Genomic DNA, 15,561 nt, shown 5'->3' with positions numbered 1-15,561 from the left:
ATTTTATTAAAAACAATGTTGCATTAACCGAAATATACCACTAAATTAAAAACACTGTTCGATTGATGAGTTATGTATTCCAACTCTCTTAACTATTCGTTTTGTTTCAATGTGATAACCGAATGACTATGAGGCTGTAAGTCTTGGTATCACTCACCAGACCCTAAAAGTTAATGCATAAGGAGCAATACAATGAATACACAAGAAAAATACTGGTTAATTTATGCCAAAGCGACATTTCTGATTGCCGTTGTGGCGATGGTCATCAGCATCATCAAATTACCCGGCGACCTGCTGATTAAAGGTTACTACAGTATCTGCAGCCTTTTCCTGGTCAGTGCGACCATTACGCTGAGTAAAGCGGTACGTGATCAGGTTGAGTCAAAACGATTAATGAACAAACTTGAAGAAGCCAAAACCGCGCAACTGTTAAACGATTTGGATGAAAGCCGACTATAACTTTGTTTGTGATGAACACGCATTTATATTCCCTTATAAAACAACAGCGGCAGCTTCGGCTGCTGCTGCGCCAACTCAACCGCCAAAAGCAACAGCTTGAAGGAAAACAAGCTCAAGTGGCCCAAGACATTTTTAGCCGCGAGTCCGCTATTGAATCTGCCTTGGAGCCAGCTCCCCAAACAAATACAAGTTCAACCAGCTTCATCAAGATGATTGAACAAACAATGACAGCTAAACATCGCCTTGCTCGGTTAAGAGGCAGAGAAAAAGCGTTGCTAAAACAGATAACCAAGACAGAAACCCAATTAAAGACAACGCACGATCTCATTAAATTAGGTTGCCTACAGCAACGTCGTACCATCCCAACGGCTCAGAGCTCTCTGACACTGGTTCTGGAAACTAAGCTTGAATGCTGCCTATTACAGAATGCGGCGCTACTAGCGCGTTTTATGTAAGTTCTATCTATCAGTTTTTTATCAGTAAAGGGAGTGCGTGATGAATGACTGAATACAGTCCGCAGCAAAACGGTAAGGATACAAGCGGCCTGCTTTACCGGCTTATCAGAGCGATGCGTAGAAGTTTAGACCGACGCGTAAAAACATCGGGTAAAAAGAAGAGATGAAACTCAGGGGGAGCGGAACTGCTCAGGGAAAACACAGCAGAGATAACTGAATGCTTAATGCTGCTCTGCCAGTTGTACAAAGCACAAAAGAAAAAAGGAGAGCCGAAGCTCTCCTTTCCTCATCAAAACTGACTGAAATTACAGTGCAGCTTTCGCTTTTTCAACTAGAACAGTGAAAGTCGCTTTGTCGAATACAGCGATGTCAGCAAGGATCTTACGATCGATCTCGATAGATGCTTTCTTAAGACCATTGATGAAGCGGCTGTAAGACATACCGTTCTGACGAGCTGCAGCGTTGATACGTGCGATCCACAGTTGACGGAAAGTACGTTTCTTGTTGCGACGGTCACGGTAAGCGTACTGACCAGCTTTAGTAACTGCTTGGAAAGCTACGCGGTAAACACGTGAACGTGCACCGTAGTAACCTTTAGCTTGTTTAAGAACTTTTTTGTGACGTGCACGTGCTTGTACACCACGTTTTACGCGAGGCATAGGAGACTCCTAACTAAATAAATTTATAACTAAAAACGATTAAGCGAACGGAAGCATACGTGCAACTGCTGCCACTTCACATGCAGGAAGGATAGCGTTTGGACGAAGCTGACGCTTGTTCTTAGTAGTACGTTTAGTCAGGATGTGACGTTTAGTCGCGTGCTTGTACTTAAAACCACCAGCAGTTTTCTTGAAACGCTTAGCAGCACCTTTGTTGGATTTCATCTTAGGCATGATGAGACTCCGCATTGTTGATTGTTAATAACATAGTAATCAGGCGAACAAAAAGCGCTGCGGTTAAGCAGCGCCTTTGCTACTTGAATGCCGTAATTACTTCTTCTTAGGGGCAAGCATCATCGTCATTTGACGACCTTCAACCTTATTCGGGAAGCTCTCAACAACCGCTAGGTCGCCAAGGTCATCCTTAATTCGGTTAAGAAGCTCGATACCAAGACTCTGGTGGGCCATTTCACGACCGCGGAAACGCAGTGTGACCTTACCCTTGTTGCCCTCTTCCAAAAAGCGAGTCAGGTTGCGCAGTTTTACCTGATAATCGCCTTCGTCTGTACCAGGACGGAATTTAACTTCCTTAACCTGGATTTGTTTTTGCTTTTTCTTTTGCTCTTTAGCAGCCTTGCTCTTTTCGAACAGGTACTTGCCATAGTCCATCACACGACAGACAGGTGGCTCGGCATTAGGGCTGATTTCAACCAGATCCACACCTGCTTCATGAGCAGTAGTAATTGCTTCTTCGATGGAAACAACACCAATTGATTCGCCATCGAGACCAGTAAGACGAACTTCACGTACGCCACGGATTTCGCCGTTGATACGGTGTGGGTTTTGCTTTACTGGTGCTTGTGTTCTTCTTCCGCCTTTAATACCTTAGTCCTCCAAAACGTTGAGCTTGCGACTGCTAATCTCTTGCTGCAGGTAAGCAACAAGATCGTCAATCTTAAATTTACCCAAATCTTTACCCTTGCGAGTACGTACCGCTACTTCGCCTGCTTCGACTTCTTTGTCACCGCAGACAATCATGTAAGGTACTCGCTTCAAAGTATGTTCGCGGATTTTAAAGCCAATTTTCTCATTTCTCAAGTCTGCGTTGACTCGAATTCCACTTTTTTGCAGTTTTTCGACCACTTGTTGTACATATTCAGCCTGACTGTCCGTGATATTCATCACAACGGCCTGCTGAGGAGCCAACCAGGTCGGGAAAAAACCTGCATACTCTTCGATAAGGATACCGATGAAACGCTCAAGAGAACCAAGAATCGCACGGTGAATCATAACCGGCGTGTGACGCTCGTTATCTTCACCTACGTAAGTTGCGCCAAGACGCTCAGGAAGTGCGAAGTCTAACTGAACTGTACCGCACTGCCAAGCTCGATCTAGGCAATCATGCAAAGTAAATTCAATCTTAGGACCATAGAACGCACCTTCACCTTCTTGAATCTCGTAAGGAATCTCCATAGATTCTAGCGCAAGTTTCAGATCCGACTCAGCTTTATCCCACATTTCGTCAGAACCTACACGCTTCTCTGGGCGAGTAGACAGTTTCACAACGATGTTGTCGAAACCAAAAGTCTGATATGTGTCGTAAACCATCTTAATACAAGATGTCACTTCCTGCTGTACCTGAGCTTCAGTACAGAAGATGTGTGCGTCATCCTGAGTAAAGCCACGTACACGCATAATGCCGTGTAGTGCGCCTGATGGTTCGTTACGGTGACAAGAGCCGAATTCCGCCATACGCAGCGGCAGATCGCGGTAAGACTTCAGACCCTGGTTGAAGATCTGAACGTGACCCGGACAGTTCATTGGCTTGATCGCGTATTCACGGTTCTCAGAAGACGTGGTGAACATCGCATCTGCATATTTGTCCCAGTGACCTGAACGTTCCCACAGAACGCGGTCCATCATCAGCGGACCTTTCACTTCCTGGTAACCGTATTCGTTCAGTTTGTCACGAACGAAAACTTCCAGATCACGGAAGATAGACCAACCGTTGTGGTGCCAGAACACCATACCCGGAGCTTCCTGCTGCATGTGGAACAGGTCAAGCTGTTTACCCAGTTTACGGTGGTCACGCTTAGCGGCTTCTTCAAGACGAGTCAGGTGCGCCTTCAGGGCTTTCTTATCGTGGAAAGCCGTACCGTAGATACGCTGCAACATCTTGTTGTCGCTGTTACCACGCCAGTAAGCACCGGCTACGTTCAGCAGAGTAAAGTGCTGACAGAAGCCCATATGTGGAACGTGTGGACCACGACACATATCGACGTATTCTTCGTGATGGTACAGGCCAGGACGATCATCGCGAGATACGTTTTCATCCAGGATTTCCATCTTGTATGGTTCGCCACGTGATTCAAACGTATCACGTGCTTCCTGCCAGCTGACTTTTTTCTTAACAACTTCGTACTTTGTCTTCGCCAGCTCCTGCATACGCGCTTCGATCTTTTCCAGATCTTCTTGCGTCAGCGACTCGTCCAGATCAATGTCGTAGTAGAAACCGTTGTCGATGGTCGGACCGATAGCCATTTTGGCTTGCGGGTACAGCTGTTTCAATGCGTGGCCAAGAAGGTGCGCACAAGAGTGACGAACGATCTCAAGACCGTCGACTTCATCTTTAACGGTGATGATTTCAAGGCTCGCATCTTCTTCGATCAGATCACACGCATCAACGCGCTGACCATTCACACGACCGGCGATGGTTGCTTTAGCAAGGCCAGGACCGATTGATGCTGCGACTTCCATAGTTGAAACTGGGTTGTCGAAATGACGCTGACTGCCGTCAGGAAGAGTAATTACAGGCATGTATTTATCCTTTAACAGTGGTCTTGCACACCAAGCAAGACATGTTCAATTTAAACGTAAAGCTTTGATAAGCTTAATGAGTGAAGGCCAATTACACCGATACCGCAATACTGAGCAATATCCCAATGCAAAGGCAGAGCGCCACTATAACAAACGCCTGTCACAGAATGCAAAGCCAGAGCGGAAATAATTAGACATAATTTCACCCTTATACCCACGAAAGACGTAATGTTATTATTTCTCAACAAATCAAGTCACTTTTCAGTTACATAGCCATGACAAACGCCCCACTTCGAGGCATTTTTACTTGCTATAGCGAAAGAAACTTGCTTTCATTTGTATAGGCAATTGGAAAGTTACAGTTATGGCTCAGTCACCGCGTTACCTTCAAATCAAGCAATACCTATTAGATAAGATCCATTCTCGGCAATGGCCGCCGGGATATAAGCTGCCGACCGAAATCATGTTGTCGGAGCAATTCTCCGTCAGTCGGATGACCGCCAATAAAGCGATTCGCGATTTGGTGAACGAGGGCTTACTTGAGCGTACTCCTCGCCTGGGCACCTTCGTCTGCCATAAAAAAGCAGAATCGCCGCTAATGGAAATTCGTAATATTGCTGAAGAAGTGAAGAATCGAGGCCATGCTTACTCCAGTGATGTGATTCTGCAATCAACGATTAAAGCCACCGATGAGGTCGCTCTCAGGCTCGGGGTCAGGCACGGTACCGAGGTGTACTTTACCCAAATTGTTCATTATGAAAATGACGTCCCTATTCAGCTTGAGGAACGTTGGGTAAATCCTGACTATGCGCCGGACTACATCTCACAGGACTTCTCCACTCAAACGCCGAACGAGTATCTGGTACAAGCCTGTCCGCTGAGTGACATCGAGCATACCGTTGAGGCCTTGCTGCCCAACAAGCGTATCGCGGATTTACTGCACATCAGCCCGCAATCCCCCTGCCTGTTACTGAACCGCCGTACCTGGAGTAATAAGAACCTGATCAGTACTGCCCTGCTCTATCATCCGGGGAATAAGTACAAGCTCAGCTCCAGAACCAAGGTGGTTTAAGTACTGCGATTCAAACATTGCGATACCTTTTTGTGCGGTGACTGATGCATAGAATTGGACAGAACGGAGTCAGTGACTTTGCGTAATAGCAAAACATCAATGCATGGTAATAGTGCACAGCTCGCCTAAATGAATATCGGGTCTTGCTCGAGCCGATCACATTCGTTCGGACATTTATACTCTGTAATAAGTACCATTTATACGTTAATGGTACTTTGATTAGTTGATTGCACAAGAAATAGGATACAAAGACATGTAATAATGACGTGTCGTTATACGCAGTCAATTAAACGAATACACTTTGATGAGTATTTGATGAGTAAGAGTTATCCAAATGTCTAATGTCGTTCAGTTCTCGATGTTCAGTGGTAGTAAGAAGAGCAACACTACCCCACCCAAAAAATCACTTAGCCCTAAAGCTTCAAGGGAACAGGCCGCATTGAAGCAAGACAACCGCTGTTACTTCTGTGGTATGCATAAAGAACCGAAAGAGCTTAACTGGCTTGATAAGCTTGGTTTTAAAGCAAAGGCTCATGTTATCTGTGGTACCTGCAGCTCTGCTGCTAAGTCACGGTCAATGGATGAACTACGGATAATCCTTGCGCTGAAGGCTATGGATTTCAGAACGATTAAGATTCAGCAGTACCTTGAGTTAAGAGAAAAAGGCATTCAGATAGACGGTGTACATGACTACAAGTTCTACTTTGAAACTGTTGAGTAATTAGAGTTAGGGGATAAAGGCAAGCCAAAGCCCCCCATTCACATGCCTTCCTCCCTTTCAGCCACCTCGCAAACTACAGCTCCCCATTTGACTATCTTCCTTGACGACATTTCCTCCCAAACTCGATGACAGCCACGTTTGGCGGGCTTTCATCCTGGTCATAAAGCACTATCAAAATTGCGTTAGTATCGATTTATTGCCATTTTGATCACATTTCATTTACACAATCTCTTGTCTTTGACCCTATTGTTGACTAATAATTTGTATATACATAAACAACCACCTTACCAGAGCATGTAAATGGACAGAGTGCTGACAAACCTGAAGATGGTCACCATGATGCCGGACACGGGCTACCAGATCATTGACAACGCTATGATTGGAATCGAGCAAGGCAAAATCGCCTTTGCCGGTCATGCGGATCACTATGACTGCCACGGCCATCCGGAAGTGATTGATTGCCATGGCGCACTGGTTACCCCGGGGCTGATTGACTGTCATACCCATCTGGTGTTTGCCGGTAACCGCGCAAATGAGTTTGAGCAACGCCTGAATGGCGTGCCGTATGAAACCATTGCCAAGGCCGGTGGCGGCATACTTGCCACCGTCAATGCAACCCGCAATGCCTCAGAAGAAGAGCTATATGAACTGGCTTGCGAACGTCTGCAAGGTCTGAAAAATGATGGTGTCACATCGGTAGAAATTAAATCCGGTTATGGCCTGACACTGGACAGTGAACTGAAAATGCTGCGCGTGGCGCGCCGAATAGGCCAGCAGGCTGACATCAAAGTGTCCACAACTTTGCTTGCCGCACATGCTCTGCCACCGGAGTTTAAAGATAATGCCGATGGTTATATCGACCTTATCTGTCAGGAAATCATTCCTGTCGCGGCCAAAGAGCAATTGGCAGACGCCGTTGACGTGTTCTGTGAAGGTATCGGCTTCTCGACTGCCCAGTGTCAGCGCGTTTTCGAAGCGGCTAAGCAACATGGTCTGGCCATTAAAGGTCACACGGAGCAACTGTCCAACCTTGGCGGTAGTGCGATTGCGGCCAGAATGGGCGCGCTGTCTGTAGATCATATCGAATACCTGGACGAGCAAGGCGTTGAGGCACTGGCTCAGCACGGCACCGTCGCCACGCTGCTCCCTGGGGCATTTTACTTCCTGCGGGAAACTCAACAGCCGCCAATTGAAGCACTGCGTCGCCATCAGGTACCAATGGCCATTTCCACCGACTTTAATCCCGGAACGTCGCCACTGGCCTCACTGCGCGCCATGATGAACATGGCTTGTACGCTGTTCCGACTGACGCCGGAAGAGGCCCTGCGCGGTGTCACACAGCATGCTGCACAGGCATTGGGCGTCAGTGATAGCCGCGGCCAGATCAAAGTAGGCATGGATGCAGACCTTGCCGTCTGGTCTGTCAGCCACCCTGCCGAACTGTCATATCGAATTGGCGTTCCGGATCTGAAATTCCGGGTGGTAGACGGGCACCTCTTTTTCCAACCAGCAGTAACTGGAGCACACCATGGCCGTTGATATGCATGTCTGGCAAGGCCGGACTGATCCTGAAGATGGCGCAAAAGGCTTGCGCTGGCACCAGAAAGTGCAGCCGGCTGATCAGGCTAATGAACAAGGCATCATGATTTTGGGCTTCGCCTGCGATGAAGGCGTATCACGCAATAAAGGCCGCACAGGCGCCTATGACGCCCCAGTCGCCATTCGCAAAGTCCTCGCTAACCTTGCCTGGCACCACCAGGAGCCAGTCTACGACGGCGGCGATATCAGCTGTAATGACGGCAACCTTGAACTGGCCCAGCATCGTCTTGGTGAAGATGTCTGCCATGCCCTGCGCCAGCGCCATAAAGTGATGGTGTTCGGCGGTGGTCATGAAGTGGCATGGGGCTCGTTCCAAGGGATCGGCAACTACCTGCTGCAAAAACAACATGCGGTTGACGGTTCAGATAATGGTGAACCAAGAAAGGCCCCGCGCATTGGCATCATCAATTTTGATGCGCACTTTGACCTGCGTAACCCGCCAGCGGGCACGCAATCTCAGAAAGGCAGCTCAGGCACACCGTTCCACCAGATTGCCCGCTTCTGCGAAATGAACAACTGGCCGTTCCGTTACGCCTGTCTGGGTCTGAGCAGGACCAGCAACACGCAGGCGTTGTATGAAAAAGCAGACGCCCTGGGCGTGCTGTACCGCGACGATGAAGACATGACGCAGGCTAATCTGCCGGATATTCAGGAGTCTCTCGGTCAGTTTATCGACCAATGCGACTATCTGTATCTCACGATCGATCTCGACGTGTTTCCGGCGGCGACAGCACCGGGAGTCAGTGCTCCTGCCGCTCGCGGCGTGTCATTCGACATTATTGAGCCACTACTGAAAACCATTCTGGCGGCGAAAACGCCACAGGGTAACAGCAAAATTCTGGTGTTCGACATGGCGGAATATAACCCGCGTTTCGACATCGACAACCAAACCGCTAGGCTTGCCGCCCGACTGGCATGGACCGTCGCCCGCAACCTGCGATAAGGACTTTTGAGTTAATCAATTCAACGACAGAACGCTGCCCACTCATACCATTACATAACGGGCAGCTTTGCAAGGAGAGCCACATGACACAATCGACATCCCACACACATTCGCGCCTGGATGAGAGCCGTACTATCAAGGCCCCAACGGGGACAACACTGAATGCGAAATCCTGGCTGACTGAAGCCCCGCTGCGTATGCTGATGAACAACCTGCATCCGGATGTGGCAGAACACCCGCATTCACTGGTGGTTTACGGGGGTATCGGCCGTGCAGCGCGTAACTGGGAATGTTACGACAAGATTGTCGAAGTGCTGAAGCGGCTGGAAGACGATGAAACACTGCTGGTGCAATCAGGTAAACCGGTTGGTGTATTCAAAACACACAGCAATGCACCACGTGTCCTGATTGCCAACTCCAATATCGTGCCTCACTGGGCGAACTGGGAACACTTTAACGAGCTGGATAAGAAAGGCCTGATGATGTACGGCCAGATGACAGCAGGCAGCTGGATCTACATCGGCTCTCAGGGCATTGTTCAGGGCACCTACGAAACCTTCGTGGCAATGGCGAATAAACACTTCAACGGCGATGCATCTGGTCGCTGGATCCTGACCGGTGGTCTGGGTGGCATGGGTGGCGCTCAGCCGCTGGCTGCAACCATGGCGGGTTTCTCAATGATTGCTGTCGAGTGTGATGAAAGCCGCATCGATTACCGTCTGCGTACCGGTTACGTTGACTGTAAAGCAACAACTCTGGACGAAGCTCTGGCGATTGTCGAAGAAGCGAAACAAACCGGTAAACCTGTGTCTGTCGGCCTGCTGGGTAACGCTGCTGATGTGTTCCCGGAAGTCGTGCGCCGCGGTATCGTACCTGACTGTACCACTGACCAAACTTCCGCACACGACCCGCTAAACGGTTACCTGCCTCAGGGCTGGTCTATGGAATACGCGGCTGAAATGCGTACTCAGGACGAAGCCGCGGTCATGAAAGCCGCAAAAGAGTCGATGGCGGTTCAGGTTCAGGCGATGCTTGATCTGCAAAAAGCCGGCTCAGCAACAGTTGACTATGGTAACAACATCCGTCAGATGGCACTGGAAGAAGGCGTTGAAAACGCATTCGATTTCCCGGGCTTTGTCCCTGCTTACATCCGCCCGCTGTTCTGTGAAGGCGTTGGGCCGTTCCGTTGGGCTGCCCTGTCTGGTGATCCGGAAGACATCTACAAAACAGACCAGAAAGTGAAAGAGCTGATCCCCGACAACCCGCACCTGCACAACTGGCTGGACATGGCTCGCGAGCGCATCCAGTTCCAGGGTCTGCCAGCGCGTATCTGCTGGGTCGGTCTGAAAGACCGTGCCCGTCTGGGTAAAGCGTTCAACGAAATGGTCAAAAACGGTGAGCTGAAAGCGCCAATCGTCATCGGTCGTGACCACCTGGATTCAGGTTCAGTATCCAGCCCGAACCGTGAAACTGAAGGCATGATGGACGGCTCGGATACCGTTTCCGACTGGCCACTGCTAAACGCCATGCTGAACACCGCATCAGGCGCAACCTGGGTATCTCTGCACCACGGCGGCGGCGTAGGTATGGGCTTCTCGCAACACTCTGGTATGGTTATCGTGTGTGACGGTAGCGATGATGCCGCAGAGCGTGTAGGTCGTGTTCTGCGCAATGACCCAGGCACAGGCGTAATGCGCCATGCCGATGCCGGTTACGACATCGCTATTAAGTGCGCCGAAGAGCAGAACCTGGATCTACCAATGATTCCATCTACTCAGAAATAATCTTCGATAACCATAAGGACGTAGTATGTACCAGCTAGAAATTCAACCAGGCAAGTTGTCACTAAAAGAGCTTCGTAAAATCAGCCGTCAACGCGTGACACTGTCACTGGCTAATTACGCTTATGACGACATGCTGACCAGTACTCAGGTTGTCGATAACATTATTAAAGAAGACAAAGTCGTTTACGGTATCAATACCGGGTTTGGCCTGCTGGCCAACACCCGTATCGCGGTGGAAGATCTGGAAACCCTGCAGCGCAGTATCGTACTGTCTCACGCTGCCGGTATCGGTGAGTTCATGGACGACTGCACAGTACGTCTGATGATGGCACTGAAAATCAACAGCCTGGCTCGTGGCTATTCCGGTATCCGCCCGCTAGTTGTCGACGCACTGATCACACTGGTGAACGCAGAAATCTACCCGTGCATTCCGAAGAAAGGCTCAGTGGGTGCATCTGGTGACCTGGCACCACTGGCTCACATGAGCACCGTGCTGCTTGGCGAAGGCCAGGCACGCCATAACGGCGAGATCATCAGCGGTGCAGCAGCACTGAAAATTGCCGGTCTGGAGCCGATCACACTGGCGCCAAAAGAAGGCCTGGCTCTGCTGAACGGGACGCAGGCTTCTACCGCGTTTGCCCTGGAAGGACTGTTTGCGGCAGAAGATCTGTACGCAGCCGGTACTGTCTGTGGCGCCATGTCCGTTGATGCAGCGCTGGGCAGTCGTCGCCCGTTCGACCCACGTATTCACCGTGTCCGCGGCCACCGTGGCCAGATTGATGCGGCATCAGCCTACCGCCATCTGCTGGATATGGACAGTGAAATTGGCCTTTCTCACCAGCAGTGTGAAAAAGTGCAAGACCCATACTCACTGCGTTGCCAGCCACAGGTGATGGGCGCTTGTCTGCAGCAAATTCGTCACGCTGCAGATGTGCTGGAAGTGGAAGCTAACTCAGTGTCTGATAACCCGCTGGTTTTCGCTGAAGACGGTGACATCATCTCCGGTGGTAACTTCCACGCGGAACCTGTTGCGATGGCAGCCGATAACCTGGCTCTGGCGATTGCAGAAATCGGCAGCCTGTCAGAGCGTCGTATGGCCCTGCTGATCGACAGCAGCCTGAGTAAACTGCCACCGTTCCTGGTAGACAACGGCGGTGTTAACTCCGGTTTCATGATTGCTCAGGTCACCTCTGCGGCACTGGCAAGTGAGAACAAAACCCTGGCCCACCCTGCGTCGGTTGACAGCCTTCCAACCTCAGCCAACCAGGAAGACCACGTTTCAATGGCCACGTTCGCTGGTCGTCGCCTGAAAGACATGGGCGACAACACCCGCGGTATTCTGGCTGTTGAACTGCTGGCCGCGGCACAGGGTCTGGATTTCCGTCATCCGAACCGCAGCTCTGAGCGTCTGGAACAAGCTAAAGCGATGTTGCGTGCACGCGTGAGCTTTTACGATAAAGACCGCTACTTTGCACCGGATATCGAGAAAGCCAACCAGTTGCTGGCTGAAGCTCAGTACAACAACCTGATGCCAGAAGAGCTGTTGCCGAGCCTGTAATCTCTTCGTAGATTCTTTCATTTCTTCCTGTAAAGCCGGAGTTTTCTCCGGCTTTTTTTCTGTTAGTCACACTCCAAATGTCTCTCTGTTTCACTTTTTTGTCAGTGCCAGATGTAAAACCTTGATAGATACCCACTTCTTGCACGGCTAAATGGGCTACTATGTTGAGTAGGCAACAGCCTCACCAACAACGTGAAGTGACGTGGAGGATGCTATGTGGCAAGCGATTTCTCACCAACTTTCTGATGTTTTGGACAGACCCTTCAGGATCATTGAAAAGGAGCCCGTCGAAGGCGGTGATATCAACGAATGCTACTGCATTGGTGATGGTAATGAACGCTTCTTTGTGAAGATGAATGACCGTGATCAGCTCTCGCTCTTTGAAACCGAGGCGGAGAGCCTGCATATCCTCAACGAAGCTGACTGTATTCTGGTTCCCCGCTGTATTCACCTCGGGACCAGCAAAGACAAATCGTTTCTGATCCTCAATTATCTTCCCACCAAAGTGCTCGATAACGAATCCGGCTTTACACTCGGCCAGAAACTGGCGCGTCTGCACGCCTGGGGGGATCAGCCCGAGTATGGCTTTGATATCGATAACTATATCGGACTGACACCACAGCCCAATAACTGGCGTCGCCGCTGGTGCCGATTCTTTGCTGAGCAACGTATTGCCTGGCAACTTCAACTGTGCAATGAAAAAGGTATCTCGTTTGGCAATATTGATACCATCACCGGCAAAGTGATTGAGCTTTTGATGAACCACCAGCCCAAACCATCCCTCCTTCATGGGGATCTCTGGCAGGGAAATGCAGCCGTCACCGTGAATGGGCCGATCATCTTCGATCCGGCCAGTTACTGGGGCGATCGGGAATGTGACATTGCGCTGACAGAACTGTTCGGGGGGTTTCCTCCCACCTTCTATGAGGGGTATCAGTCAGTCTGGCCGCTGGATGAAGGCTATGAATCCCGCAAGCCGCTATATAACCTGTACCACATTCTCAACCACTGCAATCTGTTCGGCGGCACATATATCGCTCAGGCAGAGCGCATGATTGATGAACTGGGGTTACTCGAAGGTTAGTCCAGCCTTCCCCTAACGTCGGTATTCTTTGACTGTGTTCCCGGATAACGCCGATGCAATTATGCATCGGCACTGGTACGCCAAGAATGTGGGCCAAGAGCTGAAAGGCTTACTCTCGCTTTTCAGCTCTGCTCTTTCTACTACCCCGTTATCTACTACTCAGGCCTATCTACCACTCAGGTCTATCTGCTTAGGCCTGGCTACTCGGTGCTTTCGATTCTGTTCTTTCTGCTCTGGCATTTCGTACCCTGACATCCCGTCTGGATTTGTGTTACTTTTGGTGCTCTGAATGACAAACCGGCAAGCTGACCGGCCTGCCCGATTTGTATGGTGTTATCGAGCCCACAAGGGAACATGTCTCATGTTACAAGCTGCAGTATTTGATATGGACGGCCTGCTGGTCGACTCTGAACCTTTCTGGCAACGCGCTCAGGTGGATATTTTTTCCTCTGTCGGAGTCAGCATTACCCTGGAAGATACTCACAGAACGATGGGCCTGCGCATCGATCAGGTGGTTGAATACTGGTATCAGCGACAACCTTGGCAAGGCCACGATGTTCCGACAGTCACAGAGATGATTGTCTGCCGAGTTGAGGAGTTGATCAAAGAGCACAAACCCATGCTTCCGGGTGTGCTGGAAGCCATTGCGACCTGTGAAGAAATGGGACTGAAAATCGCGCTGGCATCGTCATCGCCGATGCGGTTGATCCAGTCAACGCTCGATTCACTGTCGCTAACCGGTAAATTTCAGGCCGTACTGTCTGCCGAACACTTGCGCTTTGGGAAACCCCACCCGGAAGTCTACATTAATGCTGCGGATGCATTAGGTGTGATGCCGCAAGCCTGTGTGGCGTTTGAAGATTCAGTCAACGGCCTACTGGCCGCGAAAGCCGCACAAATGAAAGGGATAGCCGTGCCTGATGCCGCTTTCGCCCATGACCCGCGCTGGGCAATTGCCGATCGCAAACTTAACTCGCTACTCGAAGTAAATCAGCAGCTTTTCGCTGCTATCTAACCTGCCCCACCGTCTGTTTCAGTGTGCAATGTATCTCACCTGATATGTTGCACATTTCCACCGCGCCACTAACCAGAGAAATTGTGGCAAACATGACCTATTATTTACAGTATCGGTAAGGTAAAAACCTTAAAGATTTGGGATTTTTCATAAACTTAACTCAGATCTGCTTTCCGCTGCCCCAAAACTTTTCAGCGGGTCAAAGTTTCCGGTTAATTTGAGGCAAAAAGGAATCGCCACCGCTAGAGTATGTGTTGTGAGGGCAAGGCAAGCCTCGACATATCCGGTTTGCAAAAGTTAAGTATGACTTTTGCTCATAATGTGCCTGGCACGCTTCAAGGAGTAGAAAATGAAGAACTTTACTGAACAATCTGTAATTTGCCCGCATTGTGGACACAATATTCGAATCACCCTTGATGCCAGTGCCGGTAGTCAGGAGTTTTATGATGACTGTCCGGCGTGTTGTCATGCCATTCACCTCAACATGCAGGTGGATGAACTCCATAAGACCATTCACTTATTCGTGGATGCAGACGACGAACAAATATTCTGAAAAAAATCCCTGCTACAAAGCAGGGATTTTTTTTGCGAGTACGTCGCCACTCTCTGTTTAGCAGTTAAGCTGCTTATCTGCTTATCTGCTTATCTGCTTAATAATGAGGACGGGAGCGATAGGTTGACCAATCGCAAATAACGGGGTTTATTGCCCGGCATCTTTAGCCGCCAGATAGCGCTCGACAGTATCGACTATTGCCTGTGTCTGCGGATCAATTTCCAGGTTCACTTTCTCGCCAACCTGACGCTGCCCGAACAAGGTACGCTGCAATGTTTCCGGAATCAGGTGTACACAAAAACGCCCTTCTTCGACCGTACCGATTGTCAGTGAGCAACCATCAATCCCGATATAACCTTTGCGTAGAATGTACTTTTGATACATCTCCGGAATAATAAACCAAATGGTGCAGTTATTCGGCGTCACCTCGATCTCACTGATCTCTGTCGCCACATTGATGTGGCCTGACATAGAGTGTCCACCAATTTCATCACCAAACTTCGCAGCACGTTCGATATTCACCCGATCGCCAACCTGCAACTGGCCGAGATTGGTCACCGCAAGGGTCTCTTGCATCAAATCAAATGCTACCTTGTCACCGTCAATACGGGTGACAGTCAGGCAGCAGCCGTTATGCGCCACAGAAGCACCAATCTCCAGACCGGCACGCATCAGCTCATCAAGCTGAATCACATGGGTCTGAAAGCGATCTTTTTTATCAATGGCCACAACTTCGGCCGTTCCCTGAACGATCCCGGTAAACATAGATACTCCTCATGAATCGTACTGATACTGTCTGGCGACCACCATATCACAATTCAGACTGGGGATTAGTCGCCTCT

16 protein-coding genes are annotated in these 15,561 nt (G+C 49.7%); 11 read left to right on the top strand and 5 right to left on the bottom strand.

What is annotated here, in order from left to right:
- Positions 1-192 precede the first annotated feature (192 nt).
- Positions 193-459 carry a YiaA/YiaB family inner membrane protein gene (locus tag FH974_RS07135; RefSeq protein ID WP_047885330.1) on the top strand — a complete coding sequence of 89 codons (267 nt, stop codon included), beginning with the start codon at positions 193-195 and terminating at the stop codon, positions 457-459.
- A gap of 11 nt (positions 460-470) precedes the next feature.
- Entirely contained in the window at positions 471-914 is a 444-nt protein-coding gene (locus FH974_RS07130; RefSeq protein WP_047885329.1) for a hypothetical protein, read from the top strand.
- 305 nt (positions 915-1,219) lie between these two features.
- Here the strand turns inward: FH974_RS07130 and rplT are convergent, their stop codons facing one another.
- From rplT to thrS, 4 genes are all read right to left on the bottom strand, one after another.
- Positions 1,220-1,573, bottom strand: coding sequence for a 50S ribosomal protein L20 (rplT, locus tag FH974_RS07125; RefSeq protein WP_007469869.1), 354 nt, complete (start codon positions 1,571-1,573; stop codon positions 1,220-1,222).
- 39 nt (positions 1,574-1,612) lie between these two features.
- Positions 1,613-1,807, bottom strand: coding sequence for a 50S ribosomal protein L35 (gene rpmI, locus FH974_RS07120; RefSeq protein WP_047885328.1), 195 nt, complete (start codon positions 1,805-1,807; stop codon positions 1,613-1,615).
- A gap of 96 nt (positions 1,808-1,903) precedes the next feature.
- Positions 1,904-2,455, bottom strand: a complete 552-nt coding sequence (gene infC, locus FH974_RS07115; protein ID WP_084712557.1) for a translation initiation factor IF-3 — start codon at positions 2,453-2,455, stop codon at positions 1,904-1,906.
- A 3-nt stretch (positions 2,456-2,458) separates the two neighbouring features.
- A complete protein-coding gene (gene thrS / locus FH974_RS07110; RefSeq protein WP_047885326.1) occupies positions 2,459-4,390 on the bottom strand; it encodes a threonine--tRNA ligase in 1,932 nt (643 codons plus the stop codon).
- A gap of 364 nt (positions 4,391-4,754) precedes the next feature.
- Between thrS and hutC the strand changes: the two genes are divergently transcribed.
- From hutC to FH974_RS07065, 9 genes are all read left to right on the top strand, one after another.
- Positions 4,755-5,462, top strand: a complete 708-nt coding sequence (gene hutC, locus FH974_RS07105) for a histidine utilization repressor (protein WP_047885325.1) — start codon at positions 4,755-4,757, stop codon at positions 5,460-5,462.
- A gap of 334 nt (positions 5,463-5,796) precedes the next feature.
- Entirely contained in the window at positions 5,797-6,183 is a 387-nt protein-coding gene (locus FH974_RS07100) for a hypothetical protein (protein WP_207103626.1), read from the top strand.
- 300 nt (positions 6,184-6,483) lie between these two features.
- A complete protein-coding gene (gene hutI, locus FH974_RS07095) occupies positions 6,484-7,722 on the top strand; it encodes an imidazolonepropionase (RefSeq protein WP_207103625.1) in 1,239 nt (412 codons plus the stop codon).
- A complete protein-coding gene (hutG, locus tag FH974_RS07090) occupies positions 7,712-8,725 on the top strand; it encodes a formimidoylglutamase (RefSeq protein ID WP_207103624.1) in 1,014 nt (337 codons plus the stop codon). The genes hutI and hutG overlap by 11 nt, the downstream gene beginning before the upstream one ends.
- 83 nt (positions 8,726-8,808) lie before the next feature.
- Complete coding sequence (hutU, locus tag FH974_RS07085; RefSeq protein ID WP_047885321.1) at positions 8,809-10,509, top strand: urocanate hydratase; 1,701 nt, start codon at positions 8,809-8,811, stop codon at positions 10,507-10,509.
- Positions 10,510-10,534: 25 nt separating this feature from the next.
- Positions 10,535-12,067, top strand: coding sequence for a histidine ammonia-lyase (gene hutH / locus FH974_RS07080; protein ID WP_047885320.1), 1,533 nt, complete (start codon positions 10,535-10,537; stop codon positions 12,065-12,067).
- Between the two features lie 214 nt (positions 12,068-12,281).
- On the top strand, positions 12,282-13,151 hold the full coding sequence (locus FH974_RS07075; protein WP_207103623.1) for a fructosamine kinase family protein: 870 nt from the start codon (positions 12,282-12,284) through the stop codon (positions 13,149-13,151).
- A 361-nt stretch (positions 13,152-13,512) separates the two neighbouring features.
- The gene (gene hxpB, locus FH974_RS07070) at positions 13,513-14,166 is read left to right on the top strand and encodes a hexitol phosphatase HxpB (RefSeq protein WP_047885318.1); all 654 of its coding nucleotides are present in this window, start codon (positions 13,513-13,515) and stop codon (positions 14,164-14,166) included.
- Positions 14,167-14,515: 349 nt separating this feature from the next.
- Positions 14,516-14,719 carry a CPXCG motif-containing cysteine-rich protein gene (locus FH974_RS07065; protein ID WP_047885317.1) on the top strand — a complete coding sequence of 68 codons (204 nt, stop codon included), beginning with the start codon at positions 14,516-14,518 and terminating at the stop codon, positions 14,717-14,719.
- Positions 14,720-14,866: 147 nt separating this feature from the next.
- Here FH974_RS07065 and FH974_RS07060 read toward each other — a convergent pair whose 3' ends face one another.
- Complete coding sequence (locus tag FH974_RS07060) at positions 14,867-15,484, bottom strand: riboflavin synthase subunit alpha (protein ID WP_207103622.1); 618 nt, start codon at positions 15,482-15,484, stop codon at positions 14,867-14,869.
- Positions 15,485-15,561 lie beyond the last annotated feature (77 nt).

Source organism: Photobacterium ganghwense (genome assembly GCF_017329545.1).
GTDB lineage: Bacteria > Pseudomonadota > Gammaproteobacteria > Enterobacterales > Vibrionaceae > Photobacterium > Photobacterium ganghwense.
The sequence above is the reverse complement of the archived record's forward strand: the minus strand, read 5'-3'. Positions and strand labels throughout refer to the sequence as shown.

Excerpts from the sequence above, each read along its gene's own strand:
- FH974_RS07135 (WP_047885330.1), top strand. The coding sequence starts at position 193 with ATGAATACACAAGAAAAATACTGGTTAATTTATGCCAAAGCGACATTT.
- FH974_RS07130 (WP_047885329.1), top strand. The coding sequence starts at position 471 with ATGAACACGCATTTATATTCCCTTATAAAACAACAGCGGCAGCTTCGG.
- rplT (WP_007469869.1), bottom strand. The coding sequence starts at position 1,573 with ATGCCTCGCGTAAAACGTGGTGTACAAGCACGTGCACGTCACAAAAAA.
- rpmI (WP_047885328.1), bottom strand. The coding sequence starts at position 1,807 with ATGCCTAAGATGAAATCCAACAAAGGTGCTGCTAAGCGTTTCAAGAAA.
- thrS (WP_047885326.1), bottom strand. The coding sequence starts at position 4,390 with ATGCCTGTAATTACTCTTCCTGACGGCAGTCAGCGTCATTTCGACAAC.
- hutC (WP_047885325.1), top strand. The coding sequence starts at position 4,755 with ATGGCTCAGTCACCGCGTTACCTTCAAATCAAGCAATACCTATTAGAT.
- FH974_RS07100 (WP_207103626.1), top strand. The coding sequence starts at position 5,797 with ATGTCTAATGTCGTTCAGTTCTCGATGTTCAGTGGTAGTAAGAAGAGC.
- hutI (WP_207103625.1), top strand. The coding sequence starts at position 6,484 with ATGGACAGAGTGCTGACAAACCTGAAGATGGTCACCATGATGCCGGAC.
- hutG (WP_207103624.1), top strand. The coding sequence starts at position 7,712 with ATGGCCGTTGATATGCATGTCTGGCAAGGCCGGACTGATCCTGAAGAT.
- hutU (WP_047885321.1), top strand. The coding sequence starts at position 8,809 with ATGACACAATCGACATCCCACACACATTCGCGCCTGGATGAGAGCCGT.
- hutH (WP_047885320.1), top strand. The coding sequence starts at position 10,535 with ATGTACCAGCTAGAAATTCAACCAGGCAAGTTGTCACTAAAAGAGCTT.
- FH974_RS07075 (WP_207103623.1), top strand. The coding sequence starts at position 12,282 with ATGTGGCAAGCGATTTCTCACCAACTTTCTGATGTTTTGGACAGACCC.
- hxpB (WP_047885318.1), top strand. The coding sequence starts at position 13,513 with ATGTTACAAGCTGCAGTATTTGATATGGACGGCCTGCTGGTCGACTCT.
- FH974_RS07065 (WP_047885317.1), top strand. The coding sequence starts at position 14,516 with ATGAAGAACTTTACTGAACAATCTGTAATTTGCCCGCATTGTGGACAC.
- FH974_RS07060 (WP_207103622.1), bottom strand. The coding sequence starts at position 15,484 with ATGTTTACCGGGATCGTTCAGGGAACGGCCGAAGTTGTGGCCATTGAT.